15 protein-coding genes are annotated in these 16,616 nt (G+C 66.1%); 7 read left to right on the plus strand and 8 right to left on the minus strand.

Annotated elements, in window-relative coordinates; genetic code table 11:
* Positions 1-204 precede the first annotated feature (204 nt).
* A complete protein-coding gene (locus tag MKW15_RS22015) occupies positions 205-1,278 on the minus strand; it encodes an oxygenase MpaB family protein (RefSeq protein ID WP_240862200.1) in 1,074 nt (357 codons plus the stop codon).
* A 125-nt stretch (positions 1,279-1,403) separates the two neighbouring features.
* On the opposite strand from MKW15_RS22015, the gene MKW15_RS22020 reads away from it, so the two are divergent.
* Complete coding sequence (locus tag MKW15_RS22020; RefSeq protein WP_240862121.1) at positions 1,404-1,994, plus strand: TetR/AcrR family transcriptional regulator; 591 nt, start codon at positions 1,404-1,406, stop codon at positions 1,992-1,994.
* A gap of 10 nt (positions 1,995-2,004) precedes the next feature.
* Here the strand turns inward: MKW15_RS22020 and MKW15_RS22025 are convergent, their stop codons facing one another.
* From MKW15_RS22025 to MKW15_RS22040, 4 genes are all read right to left on the minus strand, one after another.
* Positions 2,005-3,264 (minus strand): MFS transporter, encoded by a 1,260-nt coding sequence (locus MKW15_RS22025; protein WP_240862122.1) that lies wholly within the window; start codon positions 3,262-3,264, stop codon positions 2,005-2,007.
* A 42-nt stretch (positions 3,265-3,306) separates the two neighbouring features.
* On the minus strand, positions 3,307-5,196 hold the full coding sequence (locus tag MKW15_RS22030) for a multicopper oxidase family protein (protein ID WP_240862125.1): 1,890 nt from the start codon (positions 5,194-5,196) through the stop codon (positions 3,307-3,309).
* 92 nt (positions 5,197-5,288) lie between these two features.
* Complete coding sequence (locus tag MKW15_RS22035; RefSeq protein ID WP_240862127.1) at positions 5,289-5,774, minus strand: GAF domain-containing protein; 486 nt, start codon at positions 5,772-5,774, stop codon at positions 5,289-5,291.
* Positions 5,775-5,848: 74 nt separating this feature from the next.
* Entirely contained in the window at positions 5,849-6,616 is a 768-nt protein-coding gene (locus MKW15_RS22040) for a maleylpyruvate isomerase family mycothiol-dependent enzyme (protein ID WP_240862130.1), read from the minus strand.
* A gap of 63 nt (positions 6,617-6,679) precedes the next feature.
* On the opposite strand from MKW15_RS22040, the gene MKW15_RS22045 reads away from it, so the two are divergent.
* Together MKW15_RS22045 and MKW15_RS22050 are read left to right on the plus strand one after the other, a co-directional pair.
* Entirely contained in the window at positions 6,680-7,123 is a 444-nt protein-coding gene (locus MKW15_RS22045) for an XRE family transcriptional regulator (RefSeq protein ID WP_240862132.1), read from the plus strand.
* A complete protein-coding gene (locus MKW15_RS22050; RefSeq protein ID WP_240862134.1) occupies positions 7,120-7,458 on the plus strand; it encodes a HepT-like ribonuclease domain-containing protein in 339 nt (112 codons plus the stop codon). The genes MKW15_RS22045 and MKW15_RS22050 overlap by 4 nt, the downstream gene beginning before the upstream one ends.
* Positions 7,459-7,498: 40 nt before the next feature.
* Here MKW15_RS22050 and MKW15_RS22055 read toward each other — a convergent pair whose 3' ends face one another.
* The gene (locus tag MKW15_RS22055) at positions 7,499-8,242 is read right to left on the minus strand and encodes a maleate cis-trans isomerase family protein (protein ID WP_240862135.1); all 744 of its coding nucleotides are present in this window, start codon (positions 8,240-8,242) and stop codon (positions 7,499-7,501) included.
* Positions 8,239-8,799: a TetR/AcrR family transcriptional regulator gene (locus tag MKW15_RS22060; protein ID WP_240862137.1), complete on the minus strand. Its 561-nt coding sequence runs from the start codon at positions 8,797-8,799 to the stop codon at positions 8,239-8,241. The genes MKW15_RS22055 and MKW15_RS22060 overlap by 4 nt, the downstream gene beginning before the upstream one ends.
* A gap of 90 nt (positions 8,800-8,889) precedes the next feature.
* Here MKW15_RS22060 and MKW15_RS22065 point away from each other — a divergent pair, with 90 nt between their 5' ends.
* On the plus strand, positions 8,890-9,777 hold the full coding sequence (locus MKW15_RS22065) for a DUF4437 domain-containing protein (RefSeq protein WP_240862139.1): 888 nt from the start codon (positions 8,890-8,892) through the stop codon (positions 9,775-9,777).
* 130 nt (positions 9,778-9,907) lie between these two features.
* Positions 9,908-11,263: a diacylglycerol kinase family protein gene (locus MKW15_RS22070; protein WP_240862141.1), complete on the plus strand. Its 1,356-nt coding sequence runs from the start codon at positions 9,908-9,910 to the stop codon at positions 11,261-11,263.
* Here the strand turns inward: MKW15_RS22070 and MKW15_RS22075 are convergent.
* The gene (locus MKW15_RS22075; RefSeq protein WP_308221089.1) at positions 11,242-12,507 is read right to left on the minus strand and encodes an APC family permease; all 1,266 of its coding nucleotides are present in this window, start codon (positions 12,505-12,507) and stop codon (positions 11,242-11,244) included. The genes MKW15_RS22070 and MKW15_RS22075 overlap by 22 nt on opposite strands.
* A gap of 378 nt (positions 12,508-12,885) precedes the next feature.
* On the opposite strand from MKW15_RS22075, the gene MKW15_RS22080 reads away from it, so the two are divergent.
* The gene (locus tag MKW15_RS22080; protein WP_240862142.1) at positions 12,886-15,606 is read left to right on the plus strand and encodes a cation-translocating P-type ATPase; all 2,721 of its coding nucleotides are present in this window, start codon (positions 12,886-12,888) and stop codon (positions 15,604-15,606) included.
* Positions 15,607-15,630: 24 nt separating this feature from the next.
* Positions 15,631-16,611, plus strand: a complete 981-nt coding sequence (locus tag MKW15_RS22085) for a pseudouridine synthase (protein ID WP_240862144.1) — start codon at positions 15,631-15,633, stop codon at positions 16,609-16,611.
* Positions 16,612-16,616 lie beyond the last annotated feature (5 nt).

Raw genomic sequence — 16,616 nt, forward strand, 5'->3', positions numbered from 1 at the left:
CACAGCCGTATCAGAAATTCAAGGGTGGTTGATGGTTGAGGTTAGGGACATTGTCAGCTCGCCAAGTGGTTTCGACACGACGCCTCGCCCTTGGGGGCTCGGTGTCGGCTCAACCAGCGGGGGATGGGCACCGTGTCGAGATCCGCCGGATCGAGCCGGTACCGAGCGGAGCGAGGCACCGTGTCGAGATCACCAGCGATGGCCCTACGCCATCGTCGCCTCGACCTCGTCGCGGCTGAGTTCCGGGTCGGTGCCGAGAACGTAACTGGGAACCGTGTGCGGCACGGTGGTTCCGCCTTGAACCCGGCGACGTGACGCGGCAAACTCGGGCGCCTCCCCCATGCTGGCGTGCAGTCCGTTGATGGCACTCCAGACCGCGCTGCGACGCGCACGCCGTTCGACCGGATTCGGCGGGCGGTACTGCACAAACTGCGCCGCCCACGTGGGCATGGTGTCGCGGACGGCCCAATCCACCGCCGCCTGAGCAGGATTCGTGAGATTGGTGCCGGTCGCCATCGCACTGCCGTGGGTCAGTGCCAGACGCGGGAGATACTCTTCCAGGCAGGCCAGAGTCTCTGCCTTGGTGGTGGGCAGATCGGTACCCCCGAGCGCGTGCCCGACGCGGACGAACTCGCCGTAGTATCGGTCCAGATCGTCGCCACGTAGAGGTCGAGGGTGGTAGATCTCGTGCGCGGTGGCAATTCCCCAGACAACGGTCGCGTAGTTCCACCGCAGCCAGAGCGGATCGTCGGCGTCGTACGGAAGCCCATCTGGCCGAACACCTTTGATGGTGTGATGCATGGCCCGGACGGTTCGGGCAAGACGCTCGGCCGTATCCGTCGTGCCGTAAGCGGTACCGATGAAGAAGGCCAACGAATGCCCTAACCGGATGCTGGCTCCGGCCTGGTCGATCCGGCCCATCGTCGACGTCTGCGACGACTTCTCCACGAGCCGGGAATGATGCATGCCCATCCAGAAGATACTCGGGTCGAGCCGCTCCATGTACGACGCGCACTGCAGTCCGAAAATCAGTGCGGGCGTGTGGGAATGGACATACCACGTGGCACTGTCGGGACCGAACCAGCCCGGGTCGCCGACCGGATCGTCAAAACTCATACCGCGGAAGAACTTGGACTTCACGTTCTCGTCGAACTTCTCGTTGAGCCACTTGCCGATGTACTGATGCGGCAACGCGAACGGCACACGCACCGAGGGCAGCGGCACAGATGGCAGCGGAACGGACGGCAACGACACTGAGGGCAACGACACTGAGGGCAACGACACTGAGGGCACGGACACAACAACCACCCACCTTCTGGTAACAGGTGTGCCCAGAATAACCTTTTGGGTACACCTGTGACCAGACCTTCTTCATAACGATCTGCCGCGCGTATGCTGGTGCGATGTCCAGCCCCACCAGGTGGGCCGGCGTCCGGATGGCGGATCGTCGTGCCGAACGCCGTGAGCAGCTCGTCGCAGCCGCTTTCGACCTGTTCGGATCCGCGGGCGAAGGTGCCCTTTCGGTCCGTTCGGTCTGTCGCGCATGTGGATTCAACAGCCGCTACTTCTACGAGAGCTTCGCCGACACCGACGAACTCCTCGGTGCGGTCTACGATCGCACCGAGGCCGAACTCGCCACGACGATCGAGGGCAAACTCGCTGGGTGCGACGATTCGGTTCGCGCCCGCACTCGCCTCGGCATCCGTTCAGTGCTCGAATTCGGCTCCGCAGATCCGCGTCGTGGGCGCGTCCTGTTCACCGAGGCGCGCGCTAATCCCGTACTCGCCCAGCGTCGGGCCGCGACCCAGGAACTGCTGCGTGAACTCGCCGTCGCGGAGAACCAGATGCACGAGCCCGACGCCACCACCAATGGTGTTCGCGCGGCGATGTTCACCGGTGCGATGGCCGAACTCGCGCAACAATGGCTGACCGGAGGCCTCGGCACTGACCTCGATGCTGTGGTCGATGTCGCGGTGAACTTGATGCTCTCCTGACCGACCAGACTCAGACAGTCTGGTCGCGGACCCGGGCCAACCTGCGCACACCCTCGGGTCCCACTCCGCGGTCAAGCGCGATGATCATTGCGGCACAGCCGATCCCGGATAGCACGAGACTCGCAGCGAACAGCACCGGATACCCGAACGAGTCACCCACCAGTCCGCCGGCCACACCTGCGATCCCCTGGACGACGACCACGGCGCACGCGAGCAAGGTGTAGTCGCTACCGGCGTGATCGCGCTCGGCGGCATCCATCATCACTGTGAACACGGCGACCGTCGCTGCGCCACCGAGAATGTGCTCGGCCAGGCTTGCCGACACGATCAGCGAAAAGCCGCCGACCCCTGTCGCGGCGAGCAAGTACAGGCCGAGACTCGCCGTTTGCGCCACCCCACCGATCAGCAGTGCGTTGCGACGACCGAACCGAAAGGCCAACCACCCACCGAGAGTTGCGCCGCCCAGCGCACCAAGCGACGACAAGGCGCCCTTGATCAGCGCGATCTGGGCGTCCGACAGCCCCTCGTCGACCATGAACGGCCCGACCACGGCCGAGCCCATCGAGTCGCCGAATTTGAAGCCCCCGATCAGCAGGATCAGTGCGAGCATCCCGGGGCGGCGCAGCCGACGCCACCAGGAGACGCCCGACGCAGCGGGCGTCGACGTCGGGGCAGCGGACCCCCGGATCGACGTCAGCCCGCGCAGCCACCACACCGGGATCGTGGCCGCCAGCAACAGAACCGCCATCGCGACGAAGAGCAATCGCCACCCGGCGATCGAGAACAGCCAGAGCAGGCCGCCGCCGCCCACGATCATGCCGATCCGGTACGCGCCGACCTGAATTCCGTTGCCGAGACCGCGTTGTCGTGCGGTCAGCAGTTGCACGGCCAGTCCGTCGGTCGCGATGTCCTGAGTGGCCGACAACAGATTGATGACCGCTATCCCGACCAGCAGCCAGGTCAACGTCGACGACAGGTCCAGGCACGCCAGACCCAGCGCGACGACGACCGACGCGAACTGCAGCGCCAGCAGCCACTGGCGCCGTGTGCCATACCGGTCTACGAACGGCGCCCAGATGAACTTCAGGGCCCACGGCGCGAACAGCAACCCGGTAGCGCTGATCTCGGTGAGCGAGTAGCCCGATCGGCGCAGCACCACCGGCACCGTGCCGGTGAAGAATCCGTACGGCAGACCTTGCGCGAAGTACAGCGCCGACAGAGCCACCACGGTCCCGGCGGCGATCGTGCCCGTGGCCCGTGGCGAGTTCATGCCGACATGGTGGCAGACCCGCCGATGTGACGGCGGACCGAGTCAGTGGTGACCGTGATGACCCGGTCCGTGCATGGGCATCTCGGGGCCCCCGCGACCACCCGAACCCACCACGCGGATGCGCTGCATCATCTCGTTGTCCTCGTGATCGGTGAGGTGGCAGTGCCAGACGTAGCCCTGCAGCTTCTCACCGTTGAGGCCGGTGAAGACCGCGTCGGGGTCGAAGCCGAGCTCGGCCTTGGTCGGCCACCGCACGACGATCCGCGTGACCTGATTGGGCGGGCACCGCACGGTGTCCTTCCACCCGAACTCGTATGGCGCGGGCGCGAACATCCGACTCGTCAGATAGCGCTTCGGATCAGGCGTCCATCGTTTCCCGAACAGCGGGGGCGGATTCTCTGCCAGGTAGCGCACCTTGTCGAAGTCCCATCGCCCGACGACCCGGAACTGGACAAGATGCAGATGCATCGCGTGTGACTGCATGGTCGCGTCCGCGTTCACCAGATCCCAGCACTCGGTGGCGCCCTGCTCGGCGTGTTCGAAGTCGTTGGTATGGAACGGAACATTGTTGAGATTCATTGTGAGCACACTCAGCCACGACAACTGCTGCGGGTTCAGTGTCACATTCAGGGTGGCGACGCGATGCCGGTCGTGCCCGGCGTGACGCCTCGGCAATGCGGCGGGCTGGTTGCGCGCACCCCTGAGGCGTTCGGGAATCCGCCGATACCGGCCACGTGCGGAGCCGACGTCGAAGCGCACCACTGATCGGATCAGCTTGGCGCCATTGACCTGTCCGGCCCACGAGATCTGCATGGTGTTGATCAACTGCACCCGCTCGCCGGGTGCACGATCGCTGAAATCGATCAGGATGTCGTAACGTTCGGCAGCGCCGACATTCAACGCCGACACCAGCACCGGCGCGTCGAGCAGACCACCGTCGCTCCCGATCACCCAGAACGGCGAGCCGTCGGACAGGGCGAGCCGATAGTCGTTGAGTTGGCTGGCGCTGAGTATCCGGAAGCGGTAGACACCGCGGTCGACCGACATCTTGGGCCACGCCTTGCCGTTCACCACCATCGTGTCCCCGGCCATCCCACCCGACCAATGGCCCGCCATGACGGTCGGAGTGTTGTCGTAGCGGAGCTGGCCGTTCGGGTAGAAGAGCTTGTCGCACATGATGAGTGCGGTCTCGTAGTCGCCGGCGGGCAGGCCGAGAGGGTTGTCGGGTTCGCCGGTGTCCCACTCGTCACGGACGTGGTAGTGCGCGGTCAGCCCGGCATAGACGGACAGCCGCGTCGTACCCATCGAATGGTCGTGGTACCACAGGGGCGCCGCGTGTGGCGGGTTCGTGAAGCGGTAGGTGACCGACCGCCCGAGCCGGAACGGCGACGTCGGAAAACCGTCCTCGGCAGGATGGTTGGGCGCGCCGTGCAGGTGGATGACCAGCGGCGGCCGATGCCGATCCATCTCCGAGACCCCATGCAGGCTGGGGTCGACGTCGACGGCCATGGGGTGCGTACGCATCTGGTTGACGAAGGTGATCTGGGGCTGCTCCCCCGCCATCGTCTCGATCGTCGGGCCGTGGTGCGACAGCCCGCCGAACCCGACGCTGGGCGCGGGGTCGAGGTCCCGATGGAAACGGTGCAACGCTCCCGCGGCCACCAGACGTCGTGGTGCCTTGATCAGTGGCAGCCGCGGCAGTTCATCGACGAACTTGGCGAGCGGCGGCGAGTGATAACTGAAGAAGGGGATGCCGGGAACGCTCGGCTGCTCGTGGTTGAGCGGCGGTGAATACGGTTGCGGTGCAGCAGATGCCGCACCTGGAGCGAAGGCGAACGCACCCGCCGCCCCAGCCACCTGCAGAAATGTACGTCGCCCGAGAACGCCGCCGCCGCAATGATCTGGCATTCCGCCGGCTTCCTCGTTGACCATTCGGCCACCACCCCCGTGCGTCGTGAACTCGTCGTCGGGCTGAGTGTAGGCAGACTTTCTGGTTCTGTTTTCAGTTTCAGCAATTTTGACGGTCAGCGCTGACTGTCGAGCAGTATGCCGGCGATCCGTTCGAGTCCCGCCTGGTCGGCGTCGTCAAACCTGGCGGGAACCGGACTGTCGAGGTCGAAGACACCGATCAGATCGCCGTTCTTGATCAGTGGTACCACCAGTTCGGACCGGCTCGCCGCATCGCGGGCGATGTGGTCGGGCACGGCGTGGACGTCGTCGACCCGCTGCGTGACTCCCGACCGCGCAGCAGCCCCGCACACACCTCGATCGAGCGGGATGCGCACGCAGGCCGGTTTCCCCTGGAATGGACCGACCACCAACTCCTCGCCGTCGAAGAGGTAGAAGCCCACCCAGTTGAGTTGCGGCAGCGAATGAAAGACCAGGGCCGATAGGTTCGATGCGTTGGCGATGAGGTCGGACTCCCCGGCCACAAGGGATCGCGCGGCGTCGACGAGTTCGTCGTATCGCTGGGTCGCCGATCCGGTCGGTGCGGGGATCTCGAAGCTCATGTGGTCGGAGTATTCACGGCGGCCAAGGTCACGTCAATGCTCGCGGTGTCTTGTGATCCAGGCGCGAAGAACCCTCACATACCTTGCGTGACAACCGCATCGAGGAGGTCGATGACTCCCTGCTCGCCTGTCCGGTGGACGCCGCCTCCCCGTGTCCACACCCACAGGGCCAGGTCGGCAACCGGGGCACCGACCGACGCCGCGGGACGACCGCCGCCGGCGCGCACCGCTCGCGGGCCGCCCGTCGACCCGTCTCGGCGGACCCATTCGCCCACTTCGACGTTCCACCGTGCACCGGTGTCGTCGGCGGCGAACTCGACCACCCCGCCGGGTCGCCATGCAGCGTCGTCGGGCATCCAGCCCCACATCACGTCAACGGCGTGATCGATCGCTCCGGCCGCTACGTCGGGCGCCAATGGCGTCACCGGTGCGCCGGCGGCGAGCTCCGCGTCCACGCGATGCATGGTGGCCTCGTAGGTCTGCATGCGGCGCGTGAACCCGACCGTCTGGTCCGCCGGCCACCACGACCAGCACGGCTCGTCGTCGGCTCGGCGTTCGAGCTGGTCGAGCAGTGCAGCGGTCGCCTCGGCCCGCAGCGGAAGCATTGCCGCGACCGTGTCGGGACGGGCGGGCTTCGCGGCCTCGACGGCCTCGAGTTCGGCCCCGTCGAGAACTCCCCGACCCAGGATCTCTGCCCAGAAGACATGAACGTTGACCAAGTGCCACAGCAAGTCCGCCGCCGACCACTCAGGACACGTGGGACACGGCGCGTCCGGATTCACATCGGAGAGCACCTCGGCGAACCGCTCTGATTCGGCGGCAATGACAGCAAGCCGATCCATCTGCCCGTCGTGACACAACTTTGATCTGGAGCAGGGGTTATATCATGCGATATTATGGCACGCGTGGCCAATCAGATTCGAGAGCTGCGGGAAGCCGCCGGGTTGAGTCAAGCCGAACTCGCCCGACGATCGGGCGTTGCCCAGCCGAACATCGCAGCGTACGAGTCTGGAAGACGCCGCGCGTCGGAGGAGATGATCGAACGATTGCGGGAGTCGGCGCGGCCACTTCCGCACGAGGCGTTGGCAACGCACCGAGTCGAGCTCAGGGAGCTCGCCGAAGAGTTCGGCCTCAGTAACGCCCGCGTGTTCGGCTCGGCCGCCCGCGGCACCGATCGGCCGGGCAGCGTCCTCGACCTTCTTGTCACTCGTTCGGAAGGTACCGGCCTTCTCACTCTCGCCGCGTTCGCGGTCGCCGCCGGTGAACTACTCGGTGTTGAGGTGGATGTGGTGTCGGACGGTGGCCTTCGCCCCGACCACGACATTCTCGCCACCGCGGTTGCAATATGAATTCCCGTGACGCATCAATTCTGCGAGAGATCGTTCGACTCTGCGGCATTGGGGCCCACCTGGTCGCGCGTGGTCACGAGTGGTACACGGGAGACGTCGACAACGTACCGGGACTCGCCGCGGAGTCGCTGATCGTGAAGATCGGTGAGAACGTCGCCCGACTCAGCGCCGAAACCACCGAAGCGCATCCCGAAGTGCCGTGGTCGCTGATCAAACCGATGCGAGATCGCCTCGCGCACCACTACGACGGAACCGACTACGGCGCGGTCTGGGATACCCTCGTCGTCGACCTGCCGGCGATCAGCGACTACCTCCGACCTCTGCGTCAGCGCTAGCAGGAACACACACCCTAGGCCGAAGGAAGTACTCTTCGAATCAGTACTCGCGCAACAACTGTCCGCACCCCTTGACCTGGTCGGCGATGCCGTGATCGCGAAGCGCGTGCCACAGGGTTGCGGAGTTGATGGCGACCACCGGCTTGCCCAGTTCGGCTTCGAGTTCGTCGGCGAGCCCGACGAACGAGAGGTTGGTGCCCACCTGGACGATGGCGTCGACGTCGGGTCCGTCGAGTTCGGCGACCACCTCGCGTAGCCGGGGCACATCGACGCGGGCGATGTCCATCGCAGTGCGACAACGCAATCCGGTGATGGCGGCGACATCGAAGCCCGCTTCGGTGAAGAACCGGCCGACCTCGACGTCGGCGATCGGCTGGTACGGCGAGAACACCGCGATACGACGTGCACCGAGTGTCTCGAGGGCTGCGCGGCACGAGCTGGCCCCGGTGGTGACGGGCAGTCCGGTCCGATCGCGAAGCCGCTGCTCGAACGCCGCGTTTCCGTCGACGCCACCCCAGAAGGTCTCCGCAGACATCCCCATGACCATTCGGTCGGGCTCCGCGGTGAGGACGTCGCGCACCGCGTCGTCGATGGAGGCGCGAATCTGTCCGAGCAGCGCCTCGAATCCCGCGTTGTCGTCCATCACCGGATGCGGGATGTACATCGAACCGGCCCGGAACGCGACACCGTCGATGTCGCTGCGCCAATAGTCGTGTTCCACAACGGTATTGGTACTCGGAACGATCACTCCGAACACAGCCCGTGAGCCGACGACGTTGGTCATGACACCTCTATTCCAGCGAAATGAAGATCGACCGCGCGGTGTGCGCGGGATCTGTTGGGCTGCCGGCCCAGCAGTAGGGCGTCGACAAGTAGTGGGGAGACGACGGCGGTCACCGCGTCGTCGGCGAGTATCCGCACCAGGCCACTGCTGCGGGCGATCGATTGGAAAGGGGCGAGCAGGTCGTCGACGTAGCGCTGACGAAGATCGACCGCAGCCGAGTCGGTGGCCGCCAACGCGGCGAGAGCTTGCAGGAAGGCACCAACAGGCTTGTCCCGCAGGCGATCACACAGTGCGTCGACCTCCGCGTGCAGATCCTGCACCGGGTCGCCGGTGTGGGTCTGCGCGGGTGTCGGCGCGACGTCGATCAACGCCGACAGCACGTCGATCGGCGTCGCCCAGTGGCGGTAGATGGTGGAGCGTGACACCCCGGTCACCTGATGCAACCGCTGAGCCGTGAGCGCGGCGGCCCCCTCGATGAGCAGGAGGTCGAGTGCCGCGGTCAGCACCACCTCGGTCGTGTCGGCGGCGGGTCCCGCCGGTCGTCCTGTCTTGGTCACGGATTTAACGATACATGTTGCACCGTTAATCGGATACCGATACAGTTTGGATCGTTAACTCCTTACCGACCGAACACATGGGGGGTTCCGATGCGACCACATGTCGAGACCATCGACGAACGCGATCTGCTGTGGCACATCGCAGAATTCGAGCACGCCACCGGGACCGCGAAGCAACGCAACCTGTGCTACGACGAGGAGGACGGCTCCGCGTCGCTCAAGGTGCACTTCACCAGCGACTGGTCGCGCCCGGCCAGCGTGCATTCGGCGGAGACCGAGTGGTATGTGCTGTCCGGCGAGGTGACGATCGGTGACACCGTGCTGGGCCCAGAGGGCTACTGGCACGCGCCGATCGGTGTCTGGACGCCGCCGATCACGGTGACGGAGGGCACCGAGATCCTGCTGTGGCGCGAGTTCGGCGACTGGACGTTCGAGCCCCGCGACTCCGATCTCGCATCGGTCCGCGCCGATCAGCAGCTGATCGTGCTGCCGACCGCCGACATACCGTGGATCGACGTCAAGGACGGCAGCCCGATGCGCTTCGACCTCGGCGGCACGCCGGTACCCGGCCTGTACATCAAGCTGCTCCACCGCGACGAGAAGACCGGCTTCTACACGCGTCTGATCAAGGCGAAGCCCGGGTGGCGCGAACACCCCCTCGCCCACCACCCATGCAGCGAGGAGGCGTACTGCCTCGAAGGCGGATTCGAGTACAGCTTCGGCACGATGTGGCCCGGCACCTACTTCTGGCGTCCGGCCTCTGTCCGGCACGGCGACTTCACCGCGCACCACGAGCTCGGCTGCACCTGGATTCTGCGGTCCGACAAGGACCTCGTCGACTGGTACACCGAGGACGCCAAGATCGAGATGCTCGGCACCCCGACCAACTGGGGCGAGGGCTACCCGCACACGGCTGCACCCCGCCCGGTGCAGCCGGTCCGCTCCCGCAGCATCGGACCCTGGGCGGATCCCACCTAATCAGTGACAGCTGACGTGCGGGCCGCCGAACCGAGTCCGACGGCCCGCATCCGTCCGCCACCACCGGAAATGTGACACGATCACCGGTGGCCGCGATCACCGGCCGTGGGACGGAACGGGGTGAACGATGGTGAGCATCGAACGTCGAGTGAGTGCAGTGATCGCTCTGGTCGGTGTCTCCGCGGTCGGTGTTCTGCTCATCGCCTTCCTGATCCGGAGTGGTCTCTCGGTCCTGATCGGCCTGATCGGCTTCGCCATCACCGTCGCCGGGGCATGGTGGGTGATCACCGAGCGTGCCGTTCGGCGGATTCTGGGCGCCGTCGCGATCGTCGTCGGCCTGATCATCATCGCTCTCGGACTGGCCCACGTGGTGTCGACCACCGACGGAATGGCCTTCCGCCTGTTCATCGCCATTCTCATCCTGGCCATTTCGACCGCGGCAGCGCGTTACGCGCTCGCGCCGACGATTCGGGAGTTGACTTCGGCAGTCCCCCAGGCGGCACGGCGCCCCGAAAAGCCCGTCCTCATCTGCAATCCGAAGTCCGGGGACGGGAAGGTCGAGCGTTTCGGCGTGGTCGCCGCAGCCCACGAACTGGGTGTCGAGACAATCCTCCTCGGCCCCGACGACGACCTCGAGCAACTGGCGCGCGATGCTGTGGCCCGCGGCGCGGACTGCCTCGGCATGGCCGGCGGTGACGGATCGCAAGCCCTCGTCGCATCGGTGGCCATCGAGCACGACATCCCGTTCGTCTGTGTCAGCGCCGGGACCCGCAACCATTTCGCGCTCGACCTCGGACTCGATCGCGAGGACCCACTGTCGACCCTCCGGGCATTCACCGACGGGATCGAACGTCGCGTAGACTACGCCACCGTCAACGATCGCCTGTTCGTCAACAATGTGTCGCTGGGCGTGTATGCGACTGTCGTCCAGCAGAATTCCTATCGCGCCGACAAGGCCGGCACCGCAGCAGCGATGCTGCCCGAACTGCTCGGCAGCACAGCGGAACCCTTCGACCTGCAATTCACCACCCCGTCCGGCCAAGAAGTGGATGGCGCGTTCATGATCCTGGTGTCCAACAATCCCTACGCTGCGACCTTCTCACCTGACAGCGCGACGCGGCGGCGCATGGACACCGGCCAACTCGGGGTGATCGCGGTGTCGACGGCGACGAGTGCCGACGCGGTGCGCCTGATGACGATGTCGGCGATCGGTTTTCGCAAGGCGAGCCCGTTCTGGCACGAATTCACCACGGAGAGCCTGGAGATTCGGGCCCGGAGCGGTCGAGCCTTCGCCGGCGTCGACGGCGAGGCCCTGGATCTACCGACGCCGATGCACTTCCAGATTCACCCCGAGGGGCTGCGACTGCGCGTGCCTGCAGAGAACAGCATTGCGGCGGCCCGTCGGCAAGCGCGGGACGTGAGCGCTCGCGCGTTGCTTCAGGTCGCCGCAGGGCACCAACCGGATCAGGTTCGACGAACTGCGTAGATCACAGCGCCCACCGCAACGGCCGCGACTCCCGTCAGCACCGCCGATCCCGGCAAGGTGAAGGCCAACACCACGCAACCTCCACAACCGACAGCGGGTATCACTCTGCGGGGTATCAGTCTGCGGGGCATCAGTCTGCGGGGCCGGCCCGCCTCGGACGGGAGCGTCCAGGCGCAAGCATTGGCGATCGCGTAGTAGAGCAGCACTCCGAAAGACGAAAACCCGATCGCCGCCGAGAGGTCGGCGAACGCCGCCACGGCGGCTACCACCGCACCCACCACGAGCTCCGCGTGATGCGGGACGTGGAATCGCGGATGCACCGCCGACAGTGCACGCGGAAAGTGCCCGTCACGCGCCATCGCCAGCGTCGTGCGCGACACCCCGAGCATAAGCGCAAGCAACGACCCCACGGCTGCCACCACGGCCCCCACGCGGACGACGGGCTCGAGCCAGTCGGCCCCGGCCGCATGCACCACCGCCGCCAAGGGTACGTCGGCGGAGGCGAGCGCTGCCGGACCCAAGACCATCAGTGCGGCGGCCGCGACCGCGGCGTACACGACGAGGGTGATGGCGAGAGCCAATGCGATCGCACGGGGGATTGTGCGCCGTGGATCGCGCACTTCCTCGCCGAGGGTGGCGATCCGCGCATAGCCTGCGAACGCGAAGAACAGCAGACCTGCGCCCTGCAGGATGCCGCCCACAGTGACGTCGGAGTTCGGAAGGAGCAGCGAAGGATCCGCTGCTCCAGAGCCCAACGCCGAGACCACCACTCCGGCCAGGATTGCGAGCACCACTGCCACGATGATGCGCGTCGCGAACGCCGAGCGCTGCACCCCGCAATAGTTCACCGCGGTCACCACGATCACCGACACCGCGGCAACCGCATGCGCGTACTCGGGCCACGCGTAGGTGCCGACCGTCAGCGCCATGGCCGCGCACGATGCGGTCTTGCCGACCACGAAACTCCACCCGGCGAGATATCCCCAGAATTCGCCGAGCCGTTCCCGTCCGTACACATAGGTCCCGCCCGAAACGGGGTAGCGCGCGGCCAATCTCGCCGACGATGTGGCATTGCAGTATGCGACCACCGCAGCCACGAGAAGTCCGATCAGCAGTCCTGACCCAGCGGCCTGAGCGGCCGGAGCGAGGACCGCGAAAACGCCCGCACCCAGCATCGACCCCAGACCGACCAGCACCGCATCGCCAACTCCCAGGCTGCGCCGCAACTCTCCACCCGCAGTCACTGTCCCCGCCTCCGTTGCAACTGAAGTCGACCCCTGGATCGAAAGCCTAGTCGGACACCTCGTCCGCGAGCGCGTTCCCGCCATCGTGACCTCCCATCACCCGTGGTGGCGGGAGTCGCGCCTTCTGGGTTGTGCAGTAAGACCCGCTGGGGAGCAGTCAGATAACAGCAGAACCAGCGAAAGTGAACGACTCAGGACTCTGAGCAGGGCGGCGCCGGCGACATTACGCGACTGGCATGGTCTCATCCGGTCCGAGTGAGAAGTGTCTGCGGCCCACCGATCGTGACCGATGTTGTGCATCATGATTCCGTGCCACACGGACCACTGCCGCCCGGTGCCAGCGGTCCGGTCAGCGCAACATCGAGAGGATGCACGAGAATGACCGCCGCCAGCGATGCCCCCACCCACCAGCACCAGCCATATCTGCTCAAGGCAGCCGCCGTGACGGACCAGGCGGGCGTCAACCCCGAACTCGGTCTGATCGCAACCGACGCGGCAGCACGTCTGGACCAATACGGGCCGAATCAAGTGACCGCCGAACCGCCTCCCACGCTGTGGGCGGTGTCCCGCGGTCAACTCGCGAACCCGATGAACATCATGCTGCTCATCGTGGCGGTCGCAAGCTTCGCGATCGGACAGTTCGCGACCGGGTTCGTGGTGGCGTTCCTGGTCGGATTCAACGTGGTGATGGGCACCCGACAGGAGATGAAGGCCCAGGCCAGCGTCGATGCCCTGGCACATCTTCAAGTGCCGCAAGCCCGTGTGCGGCGTGACGGCCAGGTCGCCGAGGTGGCGGCTGCAGACCTCGTTCCCGGCGACGTCGTGCTCGTCGAAGCGGGCGACTTGGTGCCCGCCGACGGTCGGCTCATCACGTCGGCCACCTTGGAGGTGCAGGAAGCCGCGCTGACCGGCGAAAGCGCACCCGTCGCCAAGGATCCGGCGGTCATCGACGCCGATGAGGTCGCGCTCGGCGACCGCACCAACATGGTGTTCCAGAACACCCAGGTCACCCGAGGGTCCGCTGTTTTCGTGGTCACCTCCACCGGCGCGTCGACCCAGATGGGCCAGATCGCCGACATGGTCACGGCCACCAAACGCACCCGATCTCCGCTCCAGCGTGAGCTCGACGGGATGACCAAGGTCTTCGGGTTCCTCGCGTGGGGAGCTGTCGCCGTGATCGGCATCGTTGGAATCGCGCGCGGGCAGGATGGCGAAACCCTTGCTCTGCTGTGCATCTCGACCGCGATCGCGTCGATCCCGACCGGCCTGCCAACCTTTGTGCAGACGATGCTGTCCTCTGGCGCACAACACCTGGCCGAGGAGAAGGCAGTGGTGAAGTCGCTCGCCGACGTCGAAACCCTGGGCGGGACCACTGTCATCAACTCCGACAAGACCGGCACTCTCACCATGAACGCCATGACGGTCACCTCGCTCTACGCGGGCGACCAATGGTTCACGGTGGAAGGATCGGGCTACTCCAAGACGGGCGCAATCCTCGGCGCCGCAGGCACATTGCCAGACTTCACGCCCCTCGCTTTGGGCCTGGCCCTGTGTTCGGATGCCACCGTCGCCGACGACGGTTCGGTGATCGGCGATCCCACCGAGGCGGCGCTGGTCGTGCTCGCGGCGAAGATGAGCGTGGACGCCGAGACCACGCGTCGAACGATTCCCCGGTTGACCGAGGTCCCCTTCGACTCGGACTACAAGTTCATGGCCACCTTCCACGACCGGCCCCCGCAGCTGACCAGCACGGTGGTCGACGATCCGCACTTCGTGGTCGTCAAAGGTGGCCCCGACGTCGTCCTCGATCGGTGTTCTGCGGCGCTGCGCCACGGCGAGATCGTGCCGGTCGAGGACATGCGCCAGAAGATCCTCGACGCCAACCGGGAACTCTCCGAGAAGGGTCTGCGGGTGCTCGCATTTGCGGCGAAAGGCCTCGACGACGCCGGAATACAAGCGGCACAGGACGATCCGATGGCGGCGGTCGCCGACCTCGTGCTTGTCGGGCTCGTCGGCATCATCGATCCCCTGCGCACCGAGGCCACCGACGCGGTTCACACCGCTCTCGGTGCCGGCATCGACGTCCGCATGATCACCGGCGACCACACGATCACCGCCCGCGCGATCGCCGACCAGCTCGGCTTGGGCCCGGGCGTCATCACCGGCACCGACCTCCAACGCCTCGACGACAACAAGGTCAAGGAAAAGCTCCCCGACCTGCATGTCTTCGGGCGCGTCGCCCCGGAGGACAAGCTCCGCCTGGCCCGCCTGATGCAGGAGCAGGGCGACATCGTCGCGATGACCGGCGACGCGGTGAACGACGCCGCCGCTCTCAAGCAGGCCGATATCGGCGTCGCGATGGGCAGTGGCTCCGAGGTCTCCAAACAGGCCGCGAAGATCGTGCTGACCGACGACAACTTCGCGACTCTGGTGCGCGCGGTGGAACTCGGCCGCGACATCTACCGCCGGATCTCCTCCTACATCAGGCTCCAGCTGACAATTCTGTCGTCGGTACTGCAGCTGATGGTGTTCGCGACGATCCTCAACATCAACGGCGGCGTCGCGATGCTGCCGATGCAGCTGCTCTTCTGCAAGTTCTTCGTGGTGGTCACCGTGGTCGTCGGATTCATCGTCGACGTACCCGATCCGGGCGTGATGGAGCGCCCGCCGCGCGCACCGGGCACCAAGATCGTCAACGGCGCCCAGATCGCCCGGTGGGTGGCCAGCGGCTTCCTCATCGCCGCCTCCGCGCTGGCCGTGCTCCAGTGGGGTCCCGACGAGCCGTCCGCCGACGCCGGGTCGTCGTCGATGACGATGGCATTTGCGGTGGTGGCGCTCAGCGGCGTCAACCTCGGCGTGATCATGCGGCGAGAGAAGCAGGCACCGTGGACGCAGCCGATGTTCCCGTACTTCGGGTGGCTCATTGCCGGCTGGTCGCTCACCTGGGCGGCCGTCGAACTCGGCATGCTCCAGCGTCTGCTCGACACTGTCTCGCTCACCGGCGGGCAGTGGTTGGTGGTGGTGGGTCTGTCGTTGATCGCACCGGCCTTCGTCGGTGTCGACAAGGCCATCACGATGCGGAAACTCACCGACAGGTGAAATCGCAGGTCGGCGGACGATGCGATGATCGTGTCCATGCCGATGCCCGCGCCTCTTCCCGTCCGGGACGGCGTCGGGCCGACACGCCTGCGCGTTCCCGCATCTGGACCGTGGGCCACGCTCGCTGAGTACGTGGTGGCCAAGTTCGACCACCTCGACGCCGACGAACTGTTCCGCCGGTTCGATGCCGGTGAGATCGTGGGTGCCGACGGCACACCGATCGCCCGCGAGACTCCTTTGGGCGCACACACGTTCATCTGGTATTACCGTGATCTGCCCGCCGAGGAACCCCTGCCGTTTCACGAAGAGATCCTGCACGCCGACGACGACCTCGTCGTGATCGACAAGCCACATTTCCTGCCGACGACGCCCGGCGGCCGGTACCTGCGCGAGTCGGCACTCGTCCGGCTGCGGATCCGCCTCGACAACCCCGATCTGACGCCGATCCACCGACTCGACCGTGCGACGGCGGGTCTGGTGATGTTCTCGGCCCGACCGGCCACACGCGGCGCCTACCAATCGCTCTTCGAGAAGCGGCAGGTGTCCAAGGTGTACGAAGCGGTGTCGGCCCGGCCGCCGGACTGGGACCCCGACCGTCCGATGCTGGCCGGACGGCCCCTTCCGCTGGTCTATCGCAATCACATCGAGGCACGACGCGGCGAGTTGCGCGTCGTCGTCGACGAGTCACGAGTGCCCAACTCGGAAACGGAGGTCGACGTGCTCGGTTACGGAGTGAGCGCGTCGGGACGGGCTGTGCTGCATACGATTCTGCGCCCGCACACCGGGCGGATGCACCAGTTGCGCGTGCATTTGGCGGCGCTCGGGGCGAGCATCCTGGGTGATCGGTGGTACCCGGATCTCCTACCCGAAGAGCCCGACGATCACTCACTCCCCCTCCAGTTGCTGGCTCGGCAAGTGGACTTCACCGACCCGCTGTCGGGGGCGCCCCGGCGATTCGTCACACATCGCACACTCAGCGAGGCGCCCATGCGCCCGACACCGTGAAATCC

Source organism: Gordonia gummivorans (genome assembly GCF_022513585.1).
Lineage (GTDB): Bacteria > Actinomycetota > Actinomycetes > Mycobacteriales > Mycobacteriaceae > Gordonia.

What these genes read in the sequence shown, in the direction of transcription:
- MKW15_RS22020 (WP_240862121.1), top strand. Translation starts at nt 1,404, where the DNA reads ATGTCCAGCCCCACCAGGTGGGCCGGCGTCCGGATGGCGGATCGTCGT.
- MKW15_RS22025 (WP_240862122.1), bottom strand. Translation starts at nt 3,264, where the DNA reads ATGAACTCGCCACGGGCCACGGGCACGATCGCCGCCGGGACCGTGGTG.
- MKW15_RS22030 (WP_240862125.1), bottom strand. Translation starts at nt 5,196, where the DNA reads ATGGTCAACGAGGAAGCCGGCGGAATGCCAGATCATTGCGGCGGCGGC.
- MKW15_RS22035 (WP_240862127.1), bottom strand. Translation starts at nt 5,774, where the DNA reads ATGAGCTTCGAGATCCCCGCACCGACCGGATCGGCGACCCAGCGATAC.
- MKW15_RS22040 (WP_240862130.1), bottom strand. Translation starts at nt 6,616, where the DNA reads ATGGATCGGCTTGCTGTCATTGCCGCCGAATCAGAGCGGTTCGCCGAG.
- MKW15_RS22050 (WP_240862134.1), top strand. Translation starts at nt 7,120, where the DNA reads ATGAATTCCCGTGACGCATCAATTCTGCGAGAGATCGTTCGACTCTGC.
- MKW15_RS22055 (WP_240862135.1), bottom strand. Translation starts at nt 8,242, where the DNA reads ATGACCAACGTCGTCGGCTCACGGGCTGTGTTCGGAGTGATCGTTCCG.
- MKW15_RS22065 (WP_240862139.1), top strand. Translation starts at nt 8,890, where the DNA reads ATGCGACCACATGTCGAGACCATCGACGAACGCGATCTGCTGTGGCAC.
- MKW15_RS22080 (WP_240862142.1), top strand. Translation starts at nt 12,886, where the DNA reads ATGACCGCCGCCAGCGATGCCCCCACCCACCAGCACCAGCCATATCTG.
- MKW15_RS22085 (WP_240862144.1), top strand. Translation starts at nt 15,631, where the DNA reads ATGATCGTGTCCATGCCGATGCCCGCGCCTCTTCCCGTCCGGGACGGC.